This is a genomic window from Sphingomonas sp. GW821-FHT10C01 (genome assembly GCF_059415525.1).
Genome location: NZ_JBWKNK010000001.1, coordinates 1,877,410 through 1,903,175 on the forward strand (window position 1 = coordinate 1,877,410; position 25,766 = coordinate 1,903,175).

Below are 25,766 nucleotides of genomic sequence, written 5' to 3' on the forward strand. Positions count from 1 at the left end.
GGCGAAGGCGAAGCGTGCGCAACATCTGGAGCCGCAGATAGACCGTGCGGACAGGAAATGTCCAGAGCGGGCGTGCTCATGGTGAGGCGGTTTCATCTTGAGTGGTTGCAAGCCCGGCTTCCGCAGTGCAAGTTCCTGAAAGATGAAGCAAATTCTCTATGCCAGCGTCAACGCGCGGCTTGATGGGCAACCGGCGGATGTCACCGGCATCCTCGAACAGTCGCGGCATAACAACGCTTTGGATGGGATCACCGGCCTGTTGTGGACCGATGGCCAACGCTTCCTGCAGGTTGTCGAGGGCGACGATGAGGCGGTGGACGCCTGTTATGCACGGATCCACGCCGATACCAGGCATCGCGCAATCGTGACGATCGTCGAACGGACGGTGAAGCGGCGCGAGTTCGGCTATTGGGTGATGGCGCACAGGACCGCGGACGGGCTCGCCGATGTGCATGATCAGCGCGTTCGGCGGATGATGGCCAATGCTTCCGAGGAGGTCCGCGCGCCGTTCCTCAATCTGGTGTCGGCGCGCGAGACCGTCTGACCTATTTGACGAAGGCCGCAGCGATCTTGAGGTCGACCTCGTCGCTGACCAGCGGGAGGGCATAGTTGATGCCAAAATCGCTGCGGCGGATCGTCGCCTCAGCCTCGAACCCGACATTCTCCTTGCCACCCATCTGCGGCGGGGTCTTGCCAGCGCCATAGAAGTCAACGTCGAGCGTTACGGCCTTGGTCACGCCGTTCAGCGTGAGGTTGCCGGTCACCTTGGCCTCGTCGCCATCCTCGTCGATGACCACACGGGTGGAGACGAACTTGGCATCGGCTGCGGCGGCGCCGAAGAAGTCGGGCTTGCCGCCATCCTTGCCGGGACGCAGCAGATGGGCGGTCAGCCCTTCATTGGCGGTGATCACCTTCGACACCGGAATGGTGATGTCGACCTTCGAAGCGGCGGGATTCGCCGTGTCGAAGGTCGCGGTGCCGGTGATACCGCCGAACAGCCCCCAATAGGGGGTGAAGCCGAAGTGATCGACTTCCCAGCGGACCAGCGTGTGCCCCGGATCGACGGTGTAGCTGCCGCCGGTGATCGCGGCTTTGTTCTTCGATCCCGGCAACTGCATCTGCTGGGCGACGATCGGCGTGGCGATGGCGATGGTAGCCGCGAAGGCGGCGAGGACGAGACGCATTGGCAATACTCCCCTGTATCGGAAAACCGTGCGGACTGTCGCCGCGCCGGGCACGACGGTCAAACAACGATTCGCCAACACAGGGTTTCCCCGGCGCTGCGGATTTAGCCCGCGAGTGCGCCCTCAAGCGTCTTGGCGCGATCGGCCTGGGTGAGCGCCTGATGAGCGATCGCGTCGATCGCGGCGTTGAGCGCTGGGTAGGCGGGGCTGCCCGCCAGCGCACGCGCGCTGGCTTCCTCTTCCAGATCGGTGACCAGCTGGACGGTCTCGCCACGGATCGCGTCCAGATCGGCGAGTGCGGTCTGTGCGGCGACCCAGGCTTCGCTGCCCACCGGAACGCCACGGGCGACCGCGACGCGCGATTCGGCGATACCGATAGCGGTCTGAAAGCGCTTGGCGGCGGCGGCGGCGGCCTCACGCCTTTGGCTGATGCGTGCGTCTAGCGTGGAATCGGGGATCGCCACCGGATCGGGGCGAGCCGGCTCCGCATCGTTGCGGCTCTCGATCGGGCGGGGCAGCAGTGAGGGGTAGCTCCCATCGGTGGTGGTGGAGGTACAGGCGGCCAGCAACCCCAGGGGAAGGGCCAGCGCGGAGTGGGGAATGGTGCGTCGCATCAGGTTTTTTCTATGCCGCGAAGAAACTGTGCGCAACGGGGTTGCCTTTACCGAAAAGCGCTTCTATCTGCGCCCCTCCACAGTGCGCCCGTAGCTCAGCTGGATAGAGCATCAGACTACGAATCTGAGGGTCGGACGTTCGAATCGTTCCGGGCGCGCCACTCAAAGCCCCGCCAGGTCTTAGGACCCGGCGGGGCTTTGTTGCTTCTGGCGCGAGGCATGGAAATGCGCGCGCGGCGCGCCGGAAACCGGCCTGCGCACCCTATATATCTCTGAATTAGCCCTGGAGCGGACGGGGAGGGCGTGAACGCCAAGCCTGCGCTTTGGGCGTCGCCATGCCTACAGACACCTCTCTGGCCATCTATGACGCGTGGCCGGCCGATGGTGACCTCATGCGCGCAAAGAAAAGGGCGTGCGGGCGGGGAGTACCCGGCCGCACGCCCTGAAAGGGGTGGGTGATTAGAAGGAGAAGCCGGTCGACAGCTTCACGGTGCGCGGCGGACCGTCGATGTTGTAGTTGTTCGGATCGCGTAGACCGGTCGTGGCGTTGAAGCCGTTATAGTTATAGTCGTTGAACAGGTTGATGATGTCGACGCGCACCCAGATCCGCGTGTCATCGTTCAGCAGGCCCAGCTTCAGCTCCTTGGTCGCGGACAGGTCCATCTGGCGATAGCCCCAGCGGTCGCCATTGCCGTTCGCCTGGATCGCGACGACGTCCTTCGTGCCCGGCGTGCCGACGCCCGGCGTCGTCACGAAGCGCTTCAGCCAGATCGGGGAGGCGATCTGGAACTTGGTCGCGAGCGTGATGCCGCCCGGCACATCAACCGTGCCCGCCATCACGAAGCGATGGCTGCGCACGCCCGCCGATGGACGGAAGGGGTAGTCGCTGATGTCCTCGTAATCGAGTGCGAAGGTCTCGCCGAACTGCCGGTTCTCATTCGCCTTGGTATAGGTATAGGTGGCGTCGATGCTCCAGGGCGATGCCTTGGTGTAGCGCTTGATGAGCTTCAGGAAGGCAGTGTCGGCGTTGGTCGACAGCCCGTTGTCGCCGATGATGATCGACCCGAACGGTGCTGGCGTGAAGGTGAACGGTGCGTCGGGTGCGCCGGTCGCCGGGAAGAACAGGCCGCCCGGACGGCGGTTGCCCAGCATGTAGACGAAGCCGTCGCGGCTCTTCACATGCGAATAGCCGATTTCCACATCGAGCAGGTCGAAGTTGCCGCGCACACCCAGGCTGTACTGGTCGGAGTACGGCATCTTGATGTCGTTCTTGATGAAGCGCAGCTCACGCCCCGCGCCCGCCGGCAGGCCCGCGATCAGCGCGGCGCGCCCAGCTGCCGTCTGATAGTTGGCGCTGTAGGGGATGCAGGTCACGCTCGGCGCACACACGTTCACCGTATCGCCCGGGACGTTGAAGTTGAACGTACGGTTTGCCGCCTGGCCCTGTGCCAGTTCCTGCTGGATGAAGTCGAACTGCGTGCGGTCGTAAGAGCGACCGAAACCGCCGAAGATCGCGAAGCGGCCGGCTTCGTCGAGCTTGTAGTTGAAGCCGATGCGCGGCTGCCAGGCGCCGGTGAACGCCTTACGCTCCTTGCCGGTCGAGATGTAGTCGCTGATCTTGTAGTTGGCGCCGTTGAGGTTCGGGTAGTTGGCCGGGCTCACCGCCGCGACCTGCGCCGCCGAGTGGACATAGTTCAGGAACGCCGGAGTGCGCTCGTAATCCCAGCGCAGGCCGAGGTTGACGGTCAGGCGATCGGTGACGTCCCAGTCATCCTGCACGTACAGGCCGAGCTGGAAGTTCTCCGAGCTGATCTGCGCGTCGGTGAAGCTGCCCGTCAGCGCCTGGAAGGTCATCTGGTACGGCAGCGTCGTATTGAGCGTCGACGCGCCCAGCGGCGTGAAGTAGCGGAACGTCGGGTTGAAGCCGTTGCGCGTCAGCGAGTTGAGCGTCACCCACTTCGCCTTGACGCCGGCCTTGATGGTATGGCCTTCAAGTCCCGTGTAGGTGAGGTCGTTCGAGATCTGCCAGCCCTTCTGGCCCTTGTTCTGGAAGTTGGTGCCGCCACCGGTCTCCAGGATGTTGCCGTCGAGGAAGGAGCCGGGCCGGGCCGGGTCGGGAATGCGGACGCGATAGACGTTGCGGTTCGCTTCCGTAAATGGACGCGGGTTCCACTCGACGTCTTCATAGGCGACCTTGAAGTCGTTGACCCAGCTGTCGGCGGTATGCTCCCAGCGGGCGAGGCCGCGAATTTCCTTCACACGAGCGACCGTGCGCGTCTCATAGGCGGCGATACCGCTGTTGAACGTCTCGCCCGACTCGTCGCGATACTTGCCCGAAAGTTCGAACAGGTCGCGGTCGCTCGGGGTGAAGTTGATCTTGCCGAAATACAGGTTCTCGTTGAACTCTTCGTTGTACGCGCCGTAGTTCGCGGCGAGGTCGGCGGGGATCAGGGGGCGGGCCGAGCTCAGCGTCGCGGGAAGCGTGACATCGCGCGGCGTGATGCGGCGCTTGCCTTCATAGGCCACGAAGAAGTGCAGCAGGTCCTTGACGATCGGGCCGCCCAGCGTGCCGCCGAACTGCAAATCCCGGGTTCGCACCTTGCCGGTCGCGTTGGCGGGCATGAACTCGATTGGACGCGCGTCCCGCAGATCCTGGTTCGTGAAATCGACGAAGCCCGATCCCTTGAACTCGTTGGTGCCCGATTTGGTCACCGCGGTGATCGCGACCGAGCTGACCTGGTCGAACTCCGCCTTGTAGTTCGAGCTGATGACCCGATACTCGCCGATCGCCGACTGCGGGAAGGGGTTGCCCTGGGTGGAATCCTGGCCGGTGATGCCGTTCTTCAGGACATAGTCCTTCTGGCCGATGCCATCGATGAAGATGTTGACCGAGTTGGAGTTCTGCGCACCGCCCTGCAGGCGTGACTGGTCGCTGCCGTTGGTGATGAACTGAACGCCCGGCGCGAGGTCGGCAAAGGCCAGGAAGTTGCGGTTGTTCTGCGGCAGCTGCTCGATCAGGCGCGGGGTGATCGTCGTGCCGACTTCGCCACCCTGCATCGAACGGATCCGGCTGCCGGTGACGATGACCTCACCGCCGTCGGCGGGGCTGGCTGCATCGGGCGTCGACAGATCGAAATCGAACACGGCGTTCTGCGCGACCGCGAGCGGGAACTCGTCGGTGTTGCGCACACCGTTGGGGGTCGTCACCTCGAGCCGGTAATTGCCGGGGGGGAGTGAGGCGAACTGGTAGCGGCCATCGGCGGTCGGCGTGCTGACGCGGGTAAAGCCGGTATCGACGTTGACGATCGTGACTTGGCTGACGCCGCCTTCGGCTTTCACCGTGCCGCGCAGCGACGACGAGACCTGCGCATGGGCGGGGGCGGTGACTCCGACCGCGAGCGCCGCTGTGCCGCTGGTCCAGGCGAGCGCGACCGCGACGGCGCGAACCCGCGAACGACGGACAAGGCCAGCCTTGGCGATATGTGCTGAATTCACTGCATCCCCCCTATGGTTACACTAACGTGACAACGTTTACCTTTGTCGGCGTCTCGCGACTCGAAACGACTCGACGGCGCGCTCTTATGTTCTTCGCCTGAAAAATGTAACCGGTTTCATTCGTCGTTGGTAGCCATTCTGGAATTGAGAACGTTCTCATGTGCGGATCGGCGGCAAGTGTTGCAGGAAGGTGACGCTGCAACAGATCGGAAGGCGGGCGCCTGCGATGCGGACCGTTAGGTGTGTTAACCCTTTTACCGCCCCTTAACCCTGTGTGGTTACCCCATCGCAAGGTGATGAAGGGGAGCAGGCTTTGCGCATTCTGATCGTGGACGATGAGCCGGGGATGCATGAATCCTATCGCCAGTGCTTCAAGCGCGCTGGCGGGGGAGCCGACAATGCGCTCGACACGATGGCGGCGGAGCTGTTCGGCGGCGACGATGCCCCCGCTTCGGCCGTCGATACGCCGGCCGGTTTCGACACCATCCATTGCATGCAGGGCGCCGAGGGCGTCGAGGAGGTCGCGGTCGGGCTTGCCCGCGGCGAGCGGTTCGCGGTCGCGTTCATCGACGTGCGGATGCCGCCCGGGATCGACGGCAAGGAGACCGCAAAGCGGATCCGCGCGCTCGATCCGGATATCAATATCGTCATCGTCACCGGATTCTCCGATTTCTCGCCGCTTGAGATCAGTCGTGCTGCGGGGCCAGCGGACAAGATCTTCTACATCGCCAAGCCGTTCCAGGCGGAGGAAGTCGTGCAGACCGCCACCGCGCTGAGCCAGCGCTGGGAAGCCGATCGCGCGCTCGCGGCGGCGATGGCATTGCTCAAGGAGCAAAAGGCCGAGCTGGCAGCCAACGAGAGCAAGGCGACGCACCTCGCTAACCACGACAGCCTCACCGACGCGCCCAACCGGCTCGCCTTCATGCGTGCGCTGACCGATCACGTGCGCGGACCCGACGTCTTCGCGATGGCGATGATGGATCTCGACCGGTTCAAGTTGGTCAATGACACCTTCGGCCACCTCGCGGGCGACGAACTGATCCGCATGGTTTGCGGCGTCGTGCAAGAGTCGGTGCCCGAGGGCGGCTTTGTCGCCCGGCTGGGCGGCGACGAGTTCGCGGTGCTGATGAAGGTGACTGGTGAAGACGAAGCGGTGATGGCGGTCGAACGGCTGCTACTTGCCTGTTCGACGACATTCACCGTGTTCGGTCATTCGGTGCAGGGGTCGGCATCGGCCGGGCTGGTCATTGTGCAGCCGGGGATGCAGCACGATCCGATCGACGTGATGCGTCGTGCCGATCTGGCGCTCAACGAATCCAAGAAGTCGGGCCGGGGCGTAGTGCGTCTGTTCGACGAGAGCATGGACGAATCGATCCGCTTCCGTCGCCAGATCGAAGGAGGGCTTTCTCAGGCGATCGCTAATGGCGAGCTTCGCCTGGTTTATCAGCCGATCGTCGCGCGAGACGGACTGGAAGTGGTCGCGTTCGAGGCTTTGCTGCGCTGGAACAGCCCCGAATATGGCCATATCTCACCTGGTCTGTTCATCCCGATCGCCGAGGAATCGAACCTGATCCACGAACTGGGCGACTGGGTGCTCGATGAGGCGCTCAAGATGCTTCAGCAATGGCCGGGGCAATATGTCTCGGTGAATTTCAGCCCGCGCCAGTTCCGCCGTCAGAATTTCGTCGGCCATGTCGTCGAGCGCGTGCAGCGCGCCGGCATCGAGCCGCGCCGACTTCAGATCGAGATCACGGAGACCGCAATCTTCGACAATGCCGAGCGTGCGGCGGACACGCTGTACCGCCTGCGCCAGATGGGGTTCCGCATCGCGCTGGACGACTTCGGCACCGGTTATTCCTCACTCTACAACATCCGCAAGTTCGCGCTCGACTGCCTGAAGATCGACCGCAGTTTCATCGACGGCATGGGCAAGGAGCGCGAGAGCGCGGCGATCGTCCACTCGATCATCCATCTCGGTCGTGCACTGGGGTTGGAAGTGGTCGCCGAAGGAGTCGAGACCGACGCCCATCTCGCGGCGCTCCAGGTTGCCGGATGCAGCCACTATCAGGGCTATTACCTTGCGCGGCCGCTTGAGGCCGATCTCGCTACCGAACTCGCGCATGAACGGTTCATGGTATCCGAAGAGGTCGAGACCGTGGAACCCAAAGCGGTGGTGCCGGGCAACGGCACCCACGGTTGATGCTGCGTTGGCGCATTGCCTATGCGCGGCTGCGACGGCGCATTCCCGTTTCGCTTGGCGCCAAGCTGGTCGCGATCCTGACCGGCGTGGCGCTGCTGGGTGCGGGCGCGGTGACATTGTTGCTCGCGCTTGTGATCACGCCTGGCTTCGATCAGCTCGAACAGGCAGCGGTGGACGGGCATGTCGAACGCACCCGTGCCGCGCTTACCGAATACGCGTCCAAGGTCGAGGCGTCGGTGCGCGACTATGGCGACTGGAGCGAGAGCTACGATTATATGGGGACGCCCAACAAGGCGTTCGAAGAGGATAGTTTCGCGACGTCCGCGATGATCAACCTCGGCGTCAATGGCATGGCCTATGTGACGCCGCAGGGCAAAGTCGTGATCGCCCGCTGGCTCGATATCGAAAGGGGCCACGATGTGCCCGCGATGCGTGCTCGCTTACTCGAGGCGATAGGCCGGATTGATTTTCGGAAAGCTCTGGCCAAGGATAATTCCGCCAGCTTCTATGTCCGCCTGGGCGACCAGATCGCCGCGATCGGCATCGCGCATGTGCGCCGTACCGACGGCACGGGCCAGCCGCGCGGCAATGTGGTGATGGCGCGCCTGATCACTTCGAAACAGCTGTCGACGCTATTGCAGGTCAAGGCGCAACTCGACGTCCCGCATCCGGTTCCCGATGCGACGGTGACGCGCCATGAGGAAGGCCTCGCCGTTGCCGTGCCCATTCGCGGCCCTGGCGGGGTGCCCGTGGCAAGCGCCGTCTATCAGGTTCCACGTGACCTTTCGGCATTGGGACGCAACATGCTGTTGTTCGCGGTCGGCGGCACGGTGCTGCTGCTGCTCGTGGTGATGGCGGTGCTCAGCCTGATGATCGCGCGGCTGGTGCTTCAACCGCTCCACCGGGTCGAACGGCATATGGGTGTGGTGCGCCGTTCGGGCGACCTGGTGCCGCTGACCGAAAGGCCGCGTGGCGACGAGATCGGCAGCTTGGTCACCAACTTCAACGCGATGCTGAGCCAGCTCAAGGATCTGCGCGAGCAGGTGGAGGCGCAGTCCTTCAAGCTCGGCCAGTCCGAGAGTGCGGTCGCGGTGATGCACAATGTGCGCAACGCGCTGAACCCGGTCAGTACCGTGCTTAGCCAGGGGCTGGCGCAGGTGCCGGTCGCCGATCGCGCGTTGATCGATCGCGCGCTGGGCGAACTGGTTGACGGGGAGGTTCCGTCGGCGCGCCGGCAGAAGCTCGTCGCCTTTCTTGCCGCCGCTTTCGAGAATGAGGCGCGCGCGCGCGGCGAGCGCGGCGAACAGATGGCGATTGGCCGCGACGCGCTGCAGAATGTGCTCGAGATTATCGGCAGGCAGCAGGAACAGGCACATGAGCGGCCGCCCGTCGACACTTGCGATGTCACCGACATCGTCGCGCGCAATGCCACAATCGCGCGCTATTCGGGCGGCAGCTCGATCGCCTTCCACTTCCCGTCGCGGCCGCAATGGGCGATGGCGAACCGGGTGCTGCTGAGCCAGGTGATCGGCAACCTCTTCGCCAACGCGGCGGAGGCGATCACCGCCACAGGGCGTGACAATGGCAGCATCTCGGTCACGATCCGCGAGCATGACGGTAAGGTCGATATCGTCATCCGTGACGATGGCGAGGGCTTTGATCCCGAAACTGCGGCGAAACTGTTCCAGCGTGGCTTCTCCACCCGCGAAAGCAAGATGGGTGGGCTCGGCTTGCACTGGTGCGCCAATTCGATGGTGGCGATGGGTGGCAGCATGGCGCTGCGCAGCGACGGCAAGGGGACCGGTGCCCGCGCGATCCTGACGCTACAGGCGTCGGATGCGGTCAAGCCGGGGATCGCTGCCTAGGGTTTCGACCCTAGCGACCCCAGCCAACCCGCTTGGGCGGCGCCAGTTCGTCCTTCCGCCGCAGATACGGCGCGACGAGGTTGCGGGCGCGGAAGAATTCCTGCGCGGCCGGATCGAGCGTGTCGAAATTGCCGATCACGCGGCGGCATCCTTCCGACCTGCACTGGCAGATCATATGCCAGTTCGATTGTGCCAATGTGGTGGAATAGTCCCAGCTGATCTCATCGCCGGATGCGATGTTCTTGATCGCGACCAGGATCACGCCATCCTCGGTAAAGCGCAGCCCGGCATTGGGGTCGCAACTATGATTGACCAGATCGTCGAGTTGCCCCGACGGGCCCATATAATGGTCGGGTGTCACCTGAACGAAGCGATCCTCGCTGCCGCGCATCAGGCTTGGCACCTGGGTGACGTGGAAACGGCGACCGGTGAAGCGCATCAGTTCCGCTCCCTCGGCGAAGCGGCATCGAGCATAGACCGCCTTGCCCAGATGGTTGTCGCCGACCGCGAACAGATTGCGGTTGGGACGGTAGCGGTCGAGGATCAGGAAGTTGCCGCGTGTCCAGCCGAGCGAGCGCAGCGGGTTGATCGTCGCCAGACCGATCATGAACCAGATGCTGGCATGGCAGGCAAGCTCGACAAAGATGTACGCCAGCTCGTCCACGCCGGTACCGCCCGCGCGCGCCGCGACCAGCAGCGTGGCCAAGTCGCCCAGTGTCCACAGTCCCCAGGCCGGTGACCGCTCGCGGCTGCGATCCTTCCACACGCTGGCCCAGGTCGGCCAGAAGCTGATCGGGACGGCGGCGACAACCAGCATGTGCGCCCAGAAGGTCTCCCGGAATGCGACCCACAGGATCAGCGCGACCAGGCATGCGGCCATGCACAGCGATTCGATGGTGTTGGGCTGCGCCCAGTTCGACCGGCGCCACAGCGCGAGCGTCACGACAACGCAACAGGCGGCGGAGAGCAGGAAGACCCAGCTTTGCGGCGATCCGGGATTGACTGCGTGATAGGTCGCGGCCTCGACTGCCGCCGATGCGCTCCAGATCAGCCATGACGCGCGGTTGGGCTGGACGATTTCCCGTCGCAGCCCGAGCAGATAGACCGCATAGGCAGCAAAGCTGAAACCCATCGCGGTCACGAACCAGAAATCGGTCGTCATTCAGCCCCCTTGCCAACGGGCTGTTTACCTTATCTGGTAACCTTCGTCAAAGCGCGACTCGTGCTGAATCCGCGAGTCGCATCGAATCAATCATTCATCAGAGTTCGTGTCTGGCAACTAGTTCGAGGACGGATTCAGCCAGGTCGCGGCGACAGATCAGCACGTCCGGAATGCTCGATTCGGGCTGGTTGTAGACGATCGGTGAGCCATCGATGCGTGAGGCATGCAGCCCGGCCGCCAGCGCCACCGCGACCGGCGCACAATTGTCCCACTGATGTTGGCCACCCGAATGAAGGTAGATCTCGGCTTCGCCCATCACCACCGCCATCGCCTTGGCGCCGGCTGAACCCATGCCGATCGTATCGGCTCGCAGCGCGCCTGATACGGCGGCGCACAGCGCGCTAGGACGCGTACGACTGACCAGCATCCGCGGCGGAATCGCGGCTGGAGCGAGAGGGGGGGGCGAATCGCTCGACAGCGTGATGCGACGCCTGGGCAACGCGACCGCACCGACTGCGGCGACACCGTCGATGGCGAGCGCGACATGGACCGCCCAATCCTCACGACCTTCCGCGAACTCACGCGTCCCGTCCAGCGGATCGATGATCCATACACGGCGCGAGGCCAAACGAAGCGAATCGTCCGCCGACTCTTCCGACAGGATCGGGTCATCCGGCCGTGCGCTACGCAACATGTCGAGAATCAGTTGGTTGGCATCATGATCGCCGCGGGCTCCATCGGCGCCAACCGACTGAATATGGAGAAGCAGCTTGCCCGCTGCTTCGGCGATTTCACGCGCCAGCGTCGCGTCGTTCATGCGCAGGAGGCACTTACGGTGTTGGAAGCAAGTTCAGCGGCGGCGCTGTAGTTCGCGCCGCTTGGCTTCAGAATTCCCGGCCATGCGTAGCCTTCGCCAGTGCGCACGGTGGCGGTAAACGAGCCCCGCAGCGGCCGTGCCAACAACGAGAGCGGCGACGATCCCGAAAGCGATCCACTCGCGAACCTCCAATTCCCCCAAGGCTCAACTCCAAATGCAAATACAGCTGACATACACGTCACAAGATCGGAGACCAGATACCCAGAATGGATTCGATGATCAATTCCGCAGCTTCCTCCGGACTTGTTCGTGTGGTGTCGATATGGATTTCAGGATTCAAAGGTGCCTCATATGGACTTGAGATGCCAGTGAAGTTCGCGATCTCCCCAGCTCGCGCCTTTTTGTAGAGACCTTTCACGTCGCGGCGTTCGGCCTCCTCGATAGGGGTATCGATATGGATCTCGAAGAACTCGCCTTCGGGAATCATGTTACGCACCATTTCGCGTTCGGCACGGAAGGGTGAGATGAATGCTGTGAGCACGATCAGGCCCGCATCGGTCATTAGTTTCGCGACTTCGCCAACGCGGCGGATATTCTCGACCCGGCCGGCGTCCGTGAAATCTAGATCGCGGTTGAGGCCGTGGCGAATATTGTCGCCGTCGAGCAGGAAGCTGTGCTTGCCCATGGCGTGCAGCTTCTTCTCGACCAGGTTGGCGATGGTCGACTTGCCCGATCCGGATAGGCCGGTGAACCACAGCAGGCGCGAGTTCTGCCCCTTTTGCGCGGCATGCGCCTCGCGCGTGATCTCGACCGCCTGCCAATGCACATTCTGCGCGCGACGCAGGGCTCGGTCGATCATCCCCGCCGCGACGGTGGCGTTGGTGATCTTGTCGATCAGGATGAAGCCACCCAAGTCGCGGTTCGGACTCGCGCGGCCATCGGCATAGGGTTCGAATACGACGCCGCGGTCGGTCGCGATTTCGGCGACGCCGATATCGTTGAGTGCAAGCGTCTTGGTCGAGAGCTTGGCCAGCGTGTTGACGTCGATCGCGTGCTCTGGCTCACGGATCGTCGCGCTTACCGTCTGTGTGGCGAGCTTGAGCCAGTAGCTGCGGCCTGGCAGCAGCGGTTGCTGGTCCATCCATACGATTGTCGCGCCGAACTGGTCGGCGACTTCGGGCGGATCGCCCGCCGCGACGATCATGTCGCCGCGCGAGCAGTCGATCTCGTCGGTTAGCGTCAGCGTGACCGACTGGTCGCGCCCGGCTTCGGCCAGGTCGCCGTCAAAGGTGACGATACGCGCAACGCTGCTGGTCCGGCCCGAGGGCAGGATGCGCACCGTGTCGCCCGGCTTGATCGTCCCGCTCGCGACCGTCCCGGCAAAGCCGCGGAAGTCGAGATTGGGGCGGTTGACCCATTGCACCGGCATCCGGAACGGACGGTCTGTGCCGTCGTCGCCGACCGGCACCTCCTCGAGATGCGCGATCAGCGCGGGGCCGGTGTACCAGGGCGTATTGACGCTCGCCGCGGTAATGTTGTCGCCCTTGAAGCCCGAGATCGGGATCGCAGTGAAGTCGTCGATGCCGATGCTTGTCGCGAACTCGCGATAGTCGGCGACGATGTCGTTGAACTTCGCCTGATCATATCCAACCAGGTCCATCTTGTTCACGGCCAGCACGATGTGGCGGATGCCGATCAAATGGGCGAGGAAGCTGTGCCGCCGCGTCTGGGTCAGCACACCCTTGCGCGCGTCGATCAGGATCACCGCGAGATCGGCGGTCGAGGCGCCGGTCACCATGTTGCGGGTATATTGCTCGTGGCCCGGCGTATCGGCGACGATGAATTTGCGTTTCTCGGTCGCGAAGAAGCGATAGGCGACATCGATCGTGATGCCCTGTTCGCGTTCGGCGGCGAGGCCATCGACCAGCAGCGCGAAGTCGATCTCCTGTCCCTGGGTGCCAACGCGCTTGCTGTCGGCCTCAAGTGCCGCAAGCTGATCTTCGAAGATCATCTTGCTGTCGTAGAGGAGCCTGCCGATCAGCGTGGATTTGCCGTCGTCGACCGATCCGCAGGTGATGAAGCGGAGTAGCGACTTGGACTGGTGCTGCGCCAGATAGGCACCGATATCGGACGCGATCAGCGCGTCGGGGCGATAGCTGGAGGTCATCAGAAATAGCCCTCCTGCTTCTTCTTCTCCATCGATGCGGCCTGATCGTGATCGATTGCGCGACCTTGGCGCTCGCTGGTGGTGGTCAGCAGCATCTCCTGGATCACCTCGTCGAGCGTCGCGGCCTCGCTCTCCACTGCGCCGGTCAGCGGGTAGCAGCCCAGCGTGCGGAAGCGGATCGATCGTTCGACCGGTACTTCGCCGTCCAGCGGGAAGCGGTCGTCATCGACCATCAGCGTCAGCCCGCCGCGAACCACGGTGGGGCGCGGCGCTGCGAAATAGAGGGGGACGATCTCGATATTCTCGGCGCGGATATATTGCCAGATGTCGAGCTCGGTCCAGTTGGAGAGCGGGAAGACGCGGATGCTCTCGCCCGTTGCCTTCTTCGCATTATAGAGCCGCCACAGTTCGGGCCGCTGCGCCTTGGGATCCCAGCGATGGCTGGCGGAGCGGAAGCTGAACACCCGCTCTTTGGCGCGGCTCTTCTCCTCGTCCCGCCGCGCGCCGCCGAACGCCGCGTCGAAGCCATAGTGGTCGAGCGCCTGTTTCAGGCCCTCGGTCTTCCACATATCGGTGTGGAGCCCGCCATGGTCGAACGGGTTGATCCCGCGTGCCTCGGCTTCGGGGTTGCGGTGGACCAGCAATTCCATCCCCGCGTCATGCGCCGCCTTGTCGCGCAGCGCGTACATGTCGCGGAACTTCCAGGTCGTATCGACATGGAGCAGCGGGAAGGGGGGTGGGGCAGGGTAGAAGGCCTTCTTGGCGAGGTGGAGCATCACCGCGCTGTCCTTGCCGATCGAATAGAGCATCACGGGATGCTCCGCCTCGGCGACAACCTCGCGCAGAATATGGATGCTCTCGGCCTCTAGCCGGGCAAGATGGGTAAGCGACTGCATGGCCGCCGACTTAGTCACACGAACCGGCGGCTGCGATCTAGATAAAGTTTAGGCCGCTTGAGGCGAGAGCGGGGCGCCGATCAGCTTGCGGGACCGCGTATGCGATGCCAACCGGTCGCGTCCTTGACCATCGATACCCCGCATCCCTTGCAGCGGCCGCTGTGACAAAATGCCCCGACTGTCACGGTCGAACGGTCTCGCTGGTGCTGGCCAAGCGCACAGCGCGCAAGCTGAAGGATGTTCATGTACGCAAATCCTTACATTGGATGGACGTCATTAAACGCCGCATCTTTCAGGATTGGGACAGGTGAATTCGGCCAGCCGTGCCCTTCCTGCCGTGGTCTGTCGAACCCGATGAGTGTGAGGTTGGTGGACTAGCCTTCCGCGATAGGTGGGGCCGCGTATGGCCCCACTCGCAAGCTTGTCCATATTGGCCACGTCATGTTCGAACGCGAAGGAACGGGCTTGCGGACCGAGATCTGCTCAGCTGGTGTCGAGTGTCCGACATATGAGTCGGGATGCTCCCGCTGGTCCTCATTCTACCGGGCGTGGCAAATGGCGGTGATCCGGGAGGGGCGTACGGCTCCCGGGGGCGGGGCACAAAAAAAGCGCGCTTCTTAAGAACGCGCGCATCGCTGTCGGCACTATCATCAAAGAGAAGAGAGCCCGGACGGGTCGAGGGTCGCGGACCATCCGCGGCGCCGCCCACCCGGGCTATCCGGGGTCACCAGGGACGAAGATCTTCGCCGTAGCTGTCCCGAAGCAGGAACTCGAACATTCATTTTCTCCCATCGTGCGCATGGAGCGCACTCTCGAATGATTAATAGAAAATTTACTCTAAATCAAGAATTCATGACAGCGGAGGACAAAGCGGCCCCCTGTGGCGGTCGTTTCGTCCTTAAGAGTTCCTTCAAGAGTAGGGGTTATTCGCGGATCCGATGTCTGAGCGTGTCGACCCCGCTGCTGCCACGATCTCGTCCTCCGAGGCGGGGGAGATCTTGTCGTCTGGGCTTCCGGCCACGCTCGATGCGCTGGTGCCGGCTACTCTCTCGCATAGCCATTCACCTGTCTCGCGAATCGAGACGGGCAAGGGGGCGCCGAGCGGCCTTTGGCGCGCGCTCTCCCTGTGTGAGATCGCCAATTTCCAATCGCTCCGCCGGCATCTCGGACGTCCGCGAGCCGATACGCTGGTGCGCGATCTCGCCGACCATATCGCGCGGCTCGAACCTGATGTCCGTCTCGCGCCTGCGGGCCGGTCGCTGCTCGAACTTTCGTTCGAAGCCGACTCGGCGGAATCGGCGACCGCTGTCGTCGAGCGGCTTGCCCGGGAGTTTACCCGGACCGTCGATCTCGACGGAGAACGCCATGTGATTCAGCTGCGTTGGGGTGTCGCGGCAGCACCGGCGATTGAAGATGACGAGGTGCGTCTGACCGAGGCCGCCGAATCCGCGCTGGCACAGGCACGGACCGAATCGCGGGTGGTAATGCTCGATCTGTCGCAGACCGATGTCGCCTTCGACCGGCTGGCGCTGATCCGCGAGCTGCCGCGTGCGATCGCCTCCGGCCAGCTGTTCCTGCAATATCAGCCCAAGGTCCATGTCCGGAAGGAAGCCGTCACTGGCGCTGAGGCGCTAGTGCGCTGGCGCCACCCGGTACGCGGCTTGATCCTACCCGGCGACTTCATCTCCGCGGCGGAAGAAGGCGGCGAGATCGCCGGGCTGACTCTTTGGACGCTGCGTCAGGTGATTGCGGATCAGCGTATCCTGGCGGCGCATGGGCACGACATGCCCGTGTTCATCAACATTTCGGGAGTCCTTCTCGCCGACAGCGCGTTCGTGACAGAGGCATGCCGGATCATCCGCGAAACGGGTGCCAAGATCGGGTTCGAGATCACCGAGACCGCGGTGATCAGGGACCCCGACAGCGCGATCCGTCATCTTCAGTCCTTCTCCGAGATCGGCATTCCGCTGGCGATCGACGATTATGGCGCTGGCCTTTCGTCGCTCGCCTATCTGAAGCAGCTTCCCGCGACCGAGCTCAAGATCGACAAGATGTTCGTGATGCAGCTGACCAGCAGCAACCGCGATCCGCTGATCGTCCGCTCGACCATCGACCTTGCCCACGCGCTGGAGATGGAAGTGACGGCCGAGGGGGTGGAGACCCCGGCCGCGCTGGCGCTGCTCAGCGTGATGGGCTGCGACATGGTCCAGGGTTTCCTGATCAGCCGTCCCGTGGCGCTGGACGCGTTTATCCGCTTCCTCGACGAGGAAGGGCACAAGGCCGCGTCCGCGATCCGGCCGACCTTCGCCCGTCCGGAGGGCTTCTGGCGCAAGAGCGGTTGATGCGCCGCCTTCTCGCCCTCGCCGGAGCCATGATGCTGGGGCTTTCGACCCCGGCATTCGCGCAACAGAGCGCCGCTGACACGCTGATCGATCGCGCCAAGGCTGCGATGATCGCCGAACCTGGCGAGGCGCTGAAGCTGGCGGGCGACGCGGAGCGCCGTGCGGGCACGATCTCCGATCCGCGTGCAAAGGCGATCGCAACCGCAACCGCGTTGTGGCTGCAGAGCGAAGCATTGATCCGCTCACGCAATGCGGGCGCGGCTGCTCCCCGGATCACGCGAGCGCTCAAGCTGATCAGCGCCTATCCCGAGCCGAGCAAGTTGCGCGGCGACCTTCTCCTCGCGCGCGCTGGCGTGCAGCAAGAGCAGAGCCGCCCCGCAGAGGCGTTGGCGTCTTTGCAGGAAGCATTCAATATCTTCACCGCGGTGGGTGAGAAACGCAGTCAGTCGATCGCGCTGCAAACCATCGCCACGCTCTATACTCAGGCCAATGACCTGGACAGCGCCGATAAGTATTTCAAGCAGGCATCCGAGGTCTACCAGGGGGATCCGCAGCTTCAGCTCTTCCTGTACAACAACCGCGGAAACGTCTTGCTGCGCCTGGACCGGTTGCCCGAAGCAGAAGCGCAGTATCGCCGAGCCCTGGCCGTTGCGCGACAACTGAGGAGCGATCAGCTGCTCCCGCTTATCCTTGCCAACCTGGCCCGCTCGCTGGTCGATCAGAAGAAGATCGATGCGGCCGAAGTCGCCATTCAGGAAGGTTTGACGATTGCGGCGCGGAGCGGAAGGCGGGCTGATCCGCGCCTTCTGACGACCGGTGCGATCGCGGCCTTTCAGCGCAAGCATTTTGCGCGGGCGCGCAGTCTGATTGAGCAGACGTTCGCGGGCATGGACATCGCGAAGACCCCGATTGCCTTTCGGGACGCGCATCGCGCCGCCTATGAAATCTACAGCGCGATGGGCGAGCCGGCAAAGGCATTGCCGCACCTCGAGCGTGTCAGTGCGATGAACGAAGAGGCGGCAACGCTCGCGACGGGCACTAGCTCGGCACTGATGGCGGCGCGGTTCGATTACGCGAACCAGGAACTGCGTATCGCCAACCTCAAGGCTGATGAGGCACGGCGCGAGGCCGAATTCCAGCGCACCCTGTTGTTCGGGGTCGGCAGCGCGACACTGATCATCATTACGCTGCTCAGCATCGGCCTGTTCACGATCCGCCGCAGCCGCAACCAAGTGCGTGCGGCGAACGTCGAACTCGGCCAGACCAACGTAGCGCTCGAAAAGGCGCTGAAGGCGAAGACCGAATTCCTCGCGACCACCAGCCATGAAATCCGCACGCCGCTCAACGGCATCCTCGGCATGACCCAGATCATGCTGCGGGACCCGTCGATGCCGGCCCAGGCACGCGACCGTCTCGGGATCGTCCATGGCGCGGGCATGACGATGCGCGCGCTGGTCGACGATATCCTCGACGTCGCAAAGATGGAGACCGGTAACCTCTCTGTCGAGCTTGTCGCGACCGATCTGCATGCGATGCTCAAGGACGTGACGCGCATGTGGGAGGAACAGGCGCGCGGCAAGGGACTCGAATTCTCGCTCGAAATGAACGGCGCCCCACTCTGGGTTGAAACCGATGCGGGAAGGCTTCGGCAGCTGCTGTTCAACCTGCTGTCGAACGCGCTCAAGTTCACCGAGAAGGGTACGGTGGCGGTCAAGGCCGATGCGGCAGACGGTCGGCTCCGCATCGCGGTATCGGACAGCGGCATCGGCATCCCGGTCGAGAAACACGAAGAGATCTTCGAATCCTTCCGTCAGGTGGATGCCGGCACCACGCGTAAATTCGGCGGCACCGGCCTCGGTCTCGCGATCGTCCGCAACCTTGCGCGTGCGCTGGACGGCGACGTCTCGGTCGCGAGCGTTGAAGGGGAGGGAGCGACCTTCACCGTCGATCTGCCGCTGATCGAGGCGGCGGCGCCCGATGGTGCCGGGGCGGCGGATGGTCCGGGGGAAGCGGTGGTGGTTCTCGATCGCAATCCGATCGCCCGCGGTATGCTGCGCACCCTGCTCGAACCCCATTTTGCTGCGGTCCAGTTCGCAGCAACTCCGGACGAGGCACTTGGCATGTTGACCGGCGCCGGCCCCGTTCTGCTCCTCGCCGAGGAAGCCACGCTCAAGGCGGCAGGGGAGGATGCGGTCGCGGTCTTTTCCACATTGGCCGCTGCCGCAAAGGACAAGGGCGCGCGGGTCGCGATCCTGTGGGTCAAGCCCGACGAGGCGATGCTCACTACGCTCTCAGAAGCGGGCGCGAGCACGATTGTTTCAAAGCCCGTTGCGGGGGCCGCGCTGATCGAGGCGCTGGTTGCCGGACGTGCAGAAAATAGTACGTCATCCACCGCAACCCGGCTTGTGTCACAAGCGGCTTAAGACGATAGCACACATATGATATCCTCACCTCGCGACGCCAACGAGATGGGCACAGCCCGCACATGAATATCCTGTTTATCGAAGACGATCCGATGAACCGCCGTGTCGTTCGCGACATGCTCGACGTGGCTGGCGCGTCGATGGAAGAGGCGGAGCATGCCGAGGAAGGGCTGCGGAAGATCGGCGCGGAGGATTTCGACGTCGTGCTGGTCGATCTGCGCATGCCGGGCATGGACGGGATCGAGGCAATTGAACGTATCCGCGCGCGCGGCGACGCCAAGGCGGAACTTCCGATTATCGTCGTCACTGCCGACACTGCCGTCGATCTACGTGAGCGTTGTCTGACCGCCGGCGCGGATGAGGTGCTGTTCAAGCCGGTGGCGATGGATGCGTTGTTCGACACGATCGGCCGCGTGCTCGCGCTCCGCAGCGGCGGCGATGGGATGCTGCTCTAGATTCTGGGTTGGCTAGCGCCGCAACCCAATCAGTATGTCTTGATCGGCATGTTGATCCAGGCATGCTCCCGGAACCATTTGGTGATGATGTACTTGGTGCCTTTCACCACCGGGCTGCCCTCATGCAGCGTCGCCGGGTTCGGCGCGCCGTCGGGCTTCATGTTGTTCCAGGCGAGCAGCAGCCCACGTTTGGGCGTCACGCGAATGCCCGCCTGGGGGAACCAGGTCGCGCCGCCTTCCTCGACATCGTTGAGGTAGATCATCGTCGTCCAGGTGCGCTGGCCGCCGGATGCCTTCATCGCTTCCCAATAATCCTGATTCTCGCTGAACCAGTCATAATGCGGGCGGAACTGCTGGCCGGGCGCGTAACGCTGGCCCTGCATCGTTTCGCCATTTTCGGGGGGAAGGCCCAGCAGGCTGGCCATCCGCTCGTCGATGGGGCGCACATCGGATGACCAGCGGTCGAGGTCGCAGCTCTCGCTGGTGCGGAAATTGGGATCGTCCGATGCCGCAAGCAGGGTCGACGGGCGGCGGTTGATGTCGATCAGTCGGATCAGCGTGTCGCACTCGTCGTCGCTCAGGAATCCGGGATAATAATAGATCTGCGCCGCATCGACCTTCGCCTTGCGAAGCGCGGGGTTGGCTTCAAGGCGTGCGGTGATTTGTTGGCTGGCGCGTGCGCGTGCGATCGATGCACCGCCCTGTTTCGGTTTCGGTCTCGCGAAGATGCTCATGGCCTGCAACTTGCCGAGGGCGCAGTGAAACGCAAGAGGCCCGGCCGTTGCCGGCCGGGCCTCCCTGCGTGACGCTTGTCGACGATCTTACCAGAAGATGTCGTATTCGACGTCCACCACTTCGCCGGTGTAGATATCCACCAGCAGCGCGTCGTTATAGTAGCGCACCCAGCGATATGGGCCGTCCGCCGGGGGCAGGCGATACTCGTACGGATCGTTGATCCAGTAGTTTGACGAGAACAGCATGGCGCCCAGCGTCAGGCCGATCGAAAAGCGCTGATAGCCATAATTGTACCCACGCGGTGCGTAGTAGCGCGGCAGCCGGTAGATGTTCCGGTTGCGGGCGCGATAGTCGCTCCAGTCATAGCGGCGATCCTGCCGCCAACCGCGGTTCCAGCTGCCGCCCCGGTTACGCCAATCGCCGTTGCGCCGGTCGTCCCGCCAGTCGCGGCGATCATCGCGACGATCGCGCTGCCAGTCCCGGCGGTTGTCGTTGCGATTCCGCTGCCAGTCGCGACCGCGGTTGTCGCGATCGCGCTGCCAGTCGCGACGATCCTCGCCACGGTCGCGGCGCCAATCCTGGCCGCCGTCAGGGCGCTGGCGCCACTGCGGAGATGTGCCTTCCGGCCGCTCTGGACGCTGGATCTGAGGGCGCTCGGGGCGATCGGGTCGCTGGAAGTCCGGTCGATCCGGCCGTTCCGGACGCTGGAACTGCGGCTGCTGTTCGCGCTGGGCGCGGAACTGCTCGCGCTGTTGCTCACGCTGCGCCCGGAAGGCGTCGCGCTGCTGCTGCATCGGGCGTTCGACGCCCGGCTGGCGCTGTTCGCGCATCTCGCCGCCGCCACGGCCACGCCACTGGCCGCGCTCCTGCGCGATCGCCATGGTCGGGGTCAGGATGGTCGCACCGATCAGCGCGGCCAGAACAAACTTCTTCATTTCGGTCCTCCGCTCCGGCAGAGCGCCGGCGTTCAGAATAACCCGCTAATGCCCCGAGTCGGCTGACACATGTCTGAATTGCGCTGACAGCATTGCGAAAGGATTCATTCCTCGACCGTGGTCGCCTGCTCGTTCTGCTCTTCCGGTCCGCTATCCTCCTCGCCGCGCGCCAGCCGCGCAGCACGGCCCACCGCCTCGATCAGGCGGGGGTAGACGCCGCAGCGGCAGAGATTGGTAATCGCCGCGGCAACATCCTCATCCGAGGGGTTGCGGTTTTTCCGCAGCAATGCGGACGCCGCCATCACCATGCCGGGGATGCAATAGCCGCATTGTCCGACATTCGCGGCCAGGAATGCGCGCTGCACCGGATGCGCGCGATTCTCTGCCAGCCCCTCGATCGTGGTGACGAAGCTGCCCTCGATCGCGCCGATGGTGACCTGGCAGGATCGCACCGCCGCGCCGTCGATATCGACGGTGCATGCGCCGCAGTCGCCGGTCCCGCAGCCATATTTGGCGCCGGTGAGATTCGATGCGTCGCGCAGCGCCCACAGCAGCGGCGTGCTTGCGTCGAGCTTGTACTGGACGGGCTGGTTGTTGACGGTGAAGCGGGTCATGTGATCCGCACCCTAGCGTGGTTGCGATGCGAAACCCAACCCCGCTCAGCCCAGCAATCGTTGAAACACCCGCCGCAGCGACGATCCGATCGTATGGGGAACCAGGCCCGCCTTCTCTTCAAGCAAGGTGGCGACCAGTTCGTAATGCTCGGCCATCTCGGCATGGACCCGCTTGCCGGGTTCTGTATCCGCGTGACGGATATGTCGCCGTTCCTCGCGCGCGCGATCTCGAAAGTAACGGATGTCGCACGGATAGATGCTGTTGACTCCGTCGGTCTGCCCGTCCTTGCTCATACCATCAGCACGGGTTTGCCGCAGCGATAGCCGTCGACCCGGACATGTGCGTTGCCGATGCTGAGGCCCGCGACACCGAGCAGCTGGAACAAGGCCGTCTCCAGCGCCGGGGCGACTGACAACAACCGCGCTGCGATCTGGCTTTGGCCGGGCAGGCCGATACCCAGATTCAGCGCGCCAAGCAGCGTCACGTCGATCTGGGCCGAGCCTAGCGTGGTGGCGAGCAGCGTCGAGACGCCGTCGGTCGTCGCGACCGTCTTGGCCTGATGCGCGGCGATCTCGGCCTTGGTGAAGGAGATATTCTGCCAGTTGGATGCCTCGAGCGAGCCGAGCGCCTTGGCATCGACCGAGATCAGCAGCGCGCGGATCAGCGGCGCGGGGGGCAGGGCGGCCGCGGTTGCGGGGATCGCGCTGGTGACGGGAAGGTCGGTGATGGCGAGCTTCGCCACTCCACCGCGCGCGCGCGCCGCGGCGGTGTCGCGTGGGGCGCAGGGCACGGCATCCAGGATCGCGCGGGCCGACGCCAGTTCCACCGCCAGCGGCACCTTGACGCCCAGGCCCAGCAGAGGTCCGACCTCGGCGATCAGATTGATGCGCGCCTGCGAGGTGCTCACCTCGACTCCGCCCTGATCGTTGATCACCATCCACGGACTCGACTGCATCGCCTCGCCGATCTTGATTTCGGCACGCAGCGAGGCGAGACCGGGGATGCTCGTGCCCAGGTCGAGGTTGAGGATATTGCCGCGATTGGCGACCGACAGCATCGCGCCGAGCAGGTCGCTCGCCCGGACCTTGGCAAGCAGGGCCGCCGCGCCGGCGCTTCCCGTGTTTCCCGCATTGGCGAGGTCAAGGCCGATCAAATCGCCCAGTCGGATCGATTTCGGCGTGCCGGTGATCCCGGCGGCGACCGCGCCCAGGCCTGGGCCCCCACTCACATCGTCGAGCGCGCGCAGCAGAACCGGTAGCTCGATATTCTGGGTGAGCAGCTGATCATAGGTCATGACGCCCAGATTGCCGCGCACCGCGACCGCATCGAGGAAGCTGAACAGGTTGAGGTCGACGCTCGCCAATCCCTGATAGCTGAGCAGCGACAGGCCGACGCTCGATCCGGTGAGGCCGCGAGTCAGGTTGTTGACCACCCCATTGTCGAACGTCGCCAGCGACGATCCGATCGAGATCGCGCCCAGATTGCGGCGGCTGGCGACGGCACTGACCTGCGAGTCGTTGAAACGCAGCCCGAGCGCGCGCAGGAAATAGCTGGGATTGGGGTAGGTCGCGGTGACCCGCACCGCCTCGCCCGACGCGTTCGTCGTGAAGGTCCGTGAGTCGCCGGTACCCGCGATCGTCCCGGTTGCGACCTGCGCCGCCGCCGGCGAGTCCGCGTGATTGGCGTTGAGCACGTTGCGGGCACGGGCGTCGGCCGTGGCGAGGTCCTGGGCGGCGGAGAGGGCGGCGGCATCGACCGCGCCTTGCATCCTCCGCTTCTCCAACGCGACCGCGCCGACATCCACTGCCGCGGCGGTCGCCGCGAGCAGGAAGGGGAAGGCCGCGGCGACCAGCATCGTGGTGGATGCGTCGCGGTCGCGCCAGATCGAATGGCTCATGTCGCGGTCCCAAGGATCACGCAGTCGCGGGTGATTGTCGCTGGCGGCAACGGCACGAGGTTGGAGAAGCCGAAGATTGGCAGCCAAGTTGCGTTGTAGGAAATGCGTACCCTTAGCCGCCCGCCCGCCTGCGTCGTCGTGCTGACCTCGCTCAGTCGTTCCGGTTTGACCAGGAAGTAAGAGGGGCCATTGGTATTGACGAAGTCAGTCACCATCGTCTGGCGTTCGACCAATGTCTCGCCGGCGATACTATGTCGTGCGGCATCCGCCGCCAATTGTTGAACAGAGTGCGCCGCGCCAAAGTAAAGGCCGTAGCAGATCATCCCAGTCAGCAACGCTATAAGCACAGGCAGCAGGAGCGCGAATTCGATTATCGCAGTGCCGCGTCGTTCTGAAACCAGGTGCATAGTACTGCTCCTTGTTTACAGGAGTGTACATACGCCGATTCGGTTAACGAATTATCGTTTCGGGTAGCAGGGTATCTTAACCGTGAGCCGGGTTAACTTTAGTTTCGGAGAAGTCCTTTTCAGCTTCGTCCATGTAACAAGGCGCTGCGGAGGCAGGCGCACACCGAGTCGCCGTGCTGATTCAGCATCGTATGACGGAAGGTGGCGATGCCTTGACCGGGGCGTGACTTGGACGGTCGCAGCGCGACGACTTCGGTTTCCGCGCGCAGCGTGTCGCCGATGAAGACCGGCTTGGGCATCCGAACTTCGTCATAGCCGAGGTTCGCGACCAGCGTGCCGAGCGTGGTGTCGCTCACCGAAATGCCGATCAGCAGTGCGAAGGTGAAGGTGCCGTTGACGACGATGCGTCCGAATTCGGTCGCGCCGGCATATTCCGCGTCAAGGTGTAGCGGTTGCGGATTATGGGTGAGGGTGGAGACGAGCAAATTGTCCGTCTCTGTAACCGTGCGGCGCAGGTCGTGCACGATCCGGTCGCCCACCTGCCACTCGTCGAAATAGCGCCCGGCCATGTCCTGCTCTCCCTTGTTTCGCGCTTCACATAGCGCCGCGTCGTCGCCTGTCAGCCCCCGAATTGGCCGCGCAGCGTATCCGTCAGTGCCGTTGCCGCCTCGCGGATCGCAGCGGTATCGTCGCCCCAGGCCAGCGCAAGTGTGCGCGTGATCGCGAAGCCGGACAGTGCTGGACTCGCGACCCCGGGGTGTCGATGCGACTCCGGAATCACCGTCGCGCCCAGGCCCGCCGCGACCATCTCCAGCGCGCGGTCGTCATTGGTGGTGCGCAGCGCGAAGAAGGGGCGGATGCCACGCCGGGTAAAGTAGCGGCTGGTCTCCGACAGCGCCTCGCAATTGCGGCGGACGATCATCGTCTCGCCGGCCAGCGCCTCGCCGGGCACCGCAGCCTCGCCGGCCAGTGGATGCGAGGCTGGGAGGGCGAGGACGTAGGACTCGGTACGCAGTGGCTCCATTTCAGCGCCCGGTTCGCCATGCGACGCGGTCAGCGCCAGATCGATTCGCCCGCGTGACAGATGCTGCGTCAGCGCCGCCGCATTGCCCTCGACCAGTTCGATAGCAAGTTCGGGTGCCGCGCGCGCCGCCAGCGTGGCGAAGGCGGCCAGTTCCGCGCTGGCGACCGTGTTCAGTACCCCCAGACGCAGCGTGCCGCCCGGGGCCAATCCGTCGATCGACGCCTGTGCCAGGTTGAATTCGCGCTCGATCCGTCGCGCGTGCACCGCGAAGCGGGCGCCCGCCTCGGTAAGCTCGACGCGTTGGCTGTTACGGCGAAACAACTTTGCGCCGGCCTCGCGTTCGAGCTTGGCGATTCCGGCGGAGAGCGTGGGCTGCGAGACATTGGCCTGTGCGGCGGCGGCGGTGAATGTACCGCTATCGATAACGGCAAGGAAATAGCGCAGAAGATAGCGGTCTATCATAGATATCATCTATGCTGTTCCGCGCCGCCTTTCAATTTTTCTCTGGCGCATTCCGTCGCTAGAGTACCGCA

The 25,766-nt window shown here is 63.9% G+C and carries 21 protein-coding genes and 1 tRNA gene; 7 read left to right on the forward strand and 15 right to left on the reverse strand.

Annotated elements, in window-relative coordinates:
• The first annotated feature begins 142 nt into the window (after positions 1 to 142).
• A complete protein-coding gene (locus AC07M1_RS09055; RefSeq protein WP_495162216.1) occupies positions 143 to 544 on the forward strand; it encodes a BLUF domain-containing protein in 402 nt (133 codons plus the stop codon).
• A 1-nt stretch (position 545) separates the two neighbouring features.
• On the opposite strand, the gene AC07M1_RS09060 is transcribed toward AC07M1_RS09055, so the two are convergent.
• The gene (locus tag AC07M1_RS09060) at positions 546 to 1,184 is read right to left on the reverse strand and encodes a YceI family protein (RefSeq protein ID WP_495162217.1); all 639 of its coding nucleotides are present in this window, start codon (positions 1,182 to 1,184) and stop codon (positions 546 to 548) included.
• A 104-nt stretch (positions 1,185 to 1,288) separates the two neighbouring features.
• Positions 1,289 to 1,798 carry a hypothetical protein gene (locus tag AC07M1_RS09065; RefSeq protein ID WP_495162218.1) on the reverse strand — a complete coding sequence of 170 codons (510 nt, stop codon included), beginning with the start codon at positions 1,796 to 1,798 and terminating at the stop codon, positions 1,289 to 1,291.
• A gap of 84 nt (positions 1,799 to 1,882) precedes the next feature.
• On the opposite strand from AC07M1_RS09065, the gene AC07M1_RS09070 reads away from it, so the two are divergent.
• Positions 1,883 to 1,959 (forward strand) — tRNA-Arg (locus tag AC07M1_RS09070).
• Between the two features lie 298 nt (positions 1,960 to 2,257).
• Here AC07M1_RS09070 and AC07M1_RS09075 read toward each other — a convergent pair.
• The gene (locus AC07M1_RS09075) at positions 2,258 to 5,293 is read right to left on the reverse strand and encodes a TonB-dependent receptor domain-containing protein (protein ID WP_495162219.1); all 3,036 of its coding nucleotides are present in this window, start codon (positions 5,291 to 5,293) and stop codon (positions 2,258 to 2,260) included.
• Positions 5,294 to 5,606: 313 nt separating this feature from the next.
• On the opposite strand from AC07M1_RS09075, the gene AC07M1_RS09080 reads away from it, so the two are divergent.
• Entirely contained in the window at positions 5,607 to 7,493 is a 1,887-nt protein-coding gene (locus AC07M1_RS09080) for a putative bifunctional diguanylate cyclase/phosphodiesterase (protein ID WP_495162220.1), read from the forward strand.
• Positions 7,493 to 9,358: a sensor histidine kinase gene (locus AC07M1_RS09085; protein ID WP_495162221.1), complete on the forward strand. Its 1,866-nt coding sequence runs from the start codon at positions 7,493 to 7,495 to the stop codon at positions 9,356 to 9,358. The genes AC07M1_RS09080 and AC07M1_RS09085 overlap by 1 nt, the downstream gene beginning before the upstream one ends.
• 10 nt (positions 9,359 to 9,368) lie before the next feature.
• On the opposite strand, the gene AC07M1_RS09090 is transcribed toward AC07M1_RS09085, so the two are convergent.
• The 4 genes from AC07M1_RS09090 to cysD form a co-directional block, all read right to left on the reverse strand.
• Positions 9,369 to 10,520, reverse strand: a complete 1,152-nt coding sequence (locus tag AC07M1_RS09090; RefSeq protein ID WP_495162222.1) for an SET domain-containing protein-lysine N-methyltransferase — start codon at positions 10,518 to 10,520, stop codon at positions 9,369 to 9,371.
• A gap of 97 nt (positions 10,521 to 10,617) precedes the next feature.
• Positions 10,618 to 11,337 carry a 3'(2'),5'-bisphosphate nucleotidase CysQ gene (locus AC07M1_RS09095; protein ID WP_495162223.1) on the reverse strand — a complete coding sequence of 240 codons (720 nt, stop codon included), beginning with the start codon at positions 11,335 to 11,337 and terminating at the stop codon, positions 10,618 to 10,620.
• A 238-nt stretch (positions 11,338 to 11,575) separates the two neighbouring features.
• Positions 11,576 to 13,504, reverse strand: coding sequence for a sulfate adenylyltransferase subunit CysN (cysN, locus tag AC07M1_RS09100; protein ID WP_495162224.1), 1,929 nt, complete (start codon positions 13,502 to 13,504; stop codon positions 11,576 to 11,578).
• The gene (gene cysD, locus AC07M1_RS09105; RefSeq protein WP_495162225.1) at positions 13,504 to 14,400 is read right to left on the reverse strand and encodes a sulfate adenylyltransferase subunit CysD; all 897 of its coding nucleotides are present in this window, start codon (positions 14,398 to 14,400) and stop codon (positions 13,504 to 13,506) included. The genes cysN and cysD overlap by 1 nt, the downstream gene beginning before the upstream one ends.
• Before the next feature lie 938 nt (positions 14,401 to 15,338).
• Between cysD and AC07M1_RS09110 the strand changes: the two genes are divergently transcribed.
• From AC07M1_RS09110 to AC07M1_RS09120, 3 genes are all read left to right on the forward strand, one after another.
• Entirely contained in the window at positions 15,339 to 16,742 is a 1,404-nt protein-coding gene (locus tag AC07M1_RS09110; protein ID WP_495162226.1) for an EAL domain-containing protein, read from the forward strand.
• Positions 16,742 to 19,165 (forward strand): sensor histidine kinase, encoded by a 2,424-nt coding sequence (locus AC07M1_RS09115; protein WP_495162227.1) that lies wholly within the window; start codon positions 16,742 to 16,744, stop codon positions 19,163 to 19,165. Before AC07M1_RS09110 ends, AC07M1_RS09115 begins: the two co-directional genes overlap by 1 nt.
• Before the next feature lie 62 nt (positions 19,166 to 19,227).
• Positions 19,228 to 19,620: a response regulator gene (locus AC07M1_RS09120; protein WP_495162228.1), complete on the forward strand. Its 393-nt coding sequence runs from the start codon at positions 19,228 to 19,230 to the stop codon at positions 19,618 to 19,620.
• A 29-nt stretch (positions 19,621 to 19,649) separates the two neighbouring features.
• Here AC07M1_RS09120 and AC07M1_RS09125 read toward each other — a convergent pair whose 3' ends face one another.
• From AC07M1_RS09125 to AC07M1_RS09160, 8 genes are all read right to left on the reverse strand, one after another.
• On the reverse strand, positions 19,650 to 20,354 hold the full coding sequence (locus tag AC07M1_RS09125) for a 2OG-Fe(II) oxygenase (protein ID WP_495162229.1): 705 nt from the start codon (positions 20,352 to 20,354) through the stop codon (positions 19,650 to 19,652).
• An 87-nt stretch (positions 20,355 to 20,441) separates the two neighbouring features.
• A complete protein-coding gene (locus AC07M1_RS09130) occupies positions 20,442 to 21,290 on the reverse strand; it encodes an RcnB family protein (RefSeq protein ID WP_495162230.1) in 849 nt (282 codons plus the stop codon).
• Between the two features lie 104 nt (positions 21,291 to 21,394).
• Complete coding sequence (locus AC07M1_RS09135; protein WP_495162231.1) at positions 21,395 to 21,904, reverse strand: (2Fe-2S)-binding protein; 510 nt, start codon at positions 21,902 to 21,904, stop codon at positions 21,395 to 21,397.
• Between the two features lie 45 nt (positions 21,905 to 21,949).
• A complete protein-coding gene (locus tag AC07M1_RS09140; protein ID WP_495162232.1) occupies positions 21,950 to 22,198 on the reverse strand; it encodes a hypothetical protein in 249 nt (82 codons plus the stop codon).
• The gene (locus AC07M1_RS09145) at positions 22,195 to 23,802 is read right to left on the reverse strand and encodes a pilus assembly protein TadG-related protein (protein ID WP_495162233.1); all 1,608 of its coding nucleotides are present in this window, start codon (positions 23,800 to 23,802) and stop codon (positions 22,195 to 22,197) included. Before AC07M1_RS09145 ends, AC07M1_RS09140 begins: the two co-directional genes overlap by 4 nt.
• Positions 23,799 to 24,209, reverse strand: a complete 411-nt coding sequence (locus tag AC07M1_RS09150; protein ID WP_495162234.1) for a TadE/TadG family type IV pilus assembly protein — start codon at positions 24,207 to 24,209, stop codon at positions 23,799 to 23,801. Before AC07M1_RS09150 ends, AC07M1_RS09145 begins: the two co-directional genes overlap by 4 nt.
• A 119-nt stretch (positions 24,210 to 24,328) precedes the next feature.
• Positions 24,329 to 24,832, reverse strand: coding sequence for a MaoC family dehydratase (locus tag AC07M1_RS09155; protein ID WP_495162838.1), 504 nt, complete (start codon positions 24,830 to 24,832; stop codon positions 24,329 to 24,331).
• Positions 24,829 to 25,695 carry a LysR family transcriptional regulator gene (locus AC07M1_RS09160; protein ID WP_495162235.1) on the reverse strand — a complete coding sequence of 289 codons (867 nt, stop codon included), beginning with the start codon at positions 25,693 to 25,695 and terminating at the stop codon, positions 24,829 to 24,831. The genes AC07M1_RS09155 and AC07M1_RS09160 overlap by 4 nt, the downstream gene beginning before the upstream one ends.
• Positions 25,696 to 25,766 lie beyond the last annotated feature (71 nt).

Coding starts and splice junctions, on each gene's coding strand:
- AC07M1_RS09065 (WP_495162218.1), bottom strand. CDS start 1,798: ATGCGACGCACCATTCCCCACTCCGCGCTGGCCCTTCCCCTGGGGTTG.
- cysN (WP_495162224.1), bottom strand. CDS start 13,504: ATGACCTCCAGCTATCGCCCCGACGCGCTGATCGCGTCCGATATCGGT.
- AC07M1_RS09130 (WP_495162230.1), bottom strand. CDS start 21,290: ATGAAGAAGTTTGTTCTGGCCGCGCTGATCGGTGCGACCATCCTGACC.
- AC07M1_RS09145 (WP_495162233.1), bottom strand. CDS start 23,802: ATGAGCCATTCGATCTGGCGCGACCGCGACGCATCCACCACGATGCTG.
- AC07M1_RS09055 (WP_495162216.1), top strand. CDS start 143: ATGAAGCAAATTCTCTATGCCAGCGTCAACGCGCGGCTTGATGGGCAA.
- AC07M1_RS09085 (WP_495162221.1), top strand. CDS start 7,493: ATGCTGCGTTGGCGCATTGCCTATGCGCGGCTGCGACGGCGCATTCCC.
- AC07M1_RS09090 (WP_495162222.1), bottom strand. CDS start 10,520: ATGACGACCGATTTCTGGTTCGTGACCGCGATGGGTTTCAGCTTTGCT.
- AC07M1_RS09135 (WP_495162231.1), bottom strand. CDS start 21,904: ATGACCCGCTTCACCGTCAACAACCAGCCCGTCCAGTACAAGCTCGAC.
- cysD (WP_495162225.1), bottom strand. CDS start 14,400: ATGCAGTCGCTTACCCATCTTGCCCGGCTAGAGGCCGAGAGCATCCAT.
- AC07M1_RS09125 (WP_495162229.1), bottom strand. CDS start 20,354: ATGAGCATCTTCGCGAGACCGAAACCGAAACAGGGCGGTGCATCGATC.
- AC07M1_RS09115 (WP_495162227.1), top strand. CDS start 16,742: ATGCGCCGCCTTCTCGCCCTCGCCGGAGCCATGATGCTGGGGCTTTCG.
- AC07M1_RS09110 (WP_495162226.1), top strand. CDS start 15,339: ATGTCTGAGCGTGTCGACCCCGCTGCTGCCACGATCTCGTCCTCCGAG.
- AC07M1_RS09140 (WP_495162232.1), bottom strand. CDS start 22,198: ATGAGCAAGGACGGGCAGACCGACGGAGTCAACAGCATCTATCCGTGC.
- AC07M1_RS09160 (WP_495162235.1), bottom strand. CDS start 25,695: ATGATAGACCGCTATCTTCTGCGCTATTTCCTTGCCGTTATCGATAGC.
- AC07M1_RS09150 (WP_495162234.1), bottom strand. CDS start 24,209: ATGCACCTGGTTTCAGAACGACGCGGCACTGCGATAATCGAATTCGCG.
- AC07M1_RS09120 (WP_495162228.1), top strand. CDS start 19,228: ATGAATATCCTGTTTATCGAAGACGATCCGATGAACCGCCGTGTCGTT.
- AC07M1_RS09060 (WP_495162217.1), bottom strand. CDS start 1,184: ATGCGTCTCGTCCTCGCCGCCTTCGCGGCTACCATCGCCATCGCCACG.
- AC07M1_RS09095 (WP_495162223.1), bottom strand. CDS start 11,337: ATGAACGACGCGACGCTGGCGCGTGAAATCGCCGAAGCAGCGGGCAAG.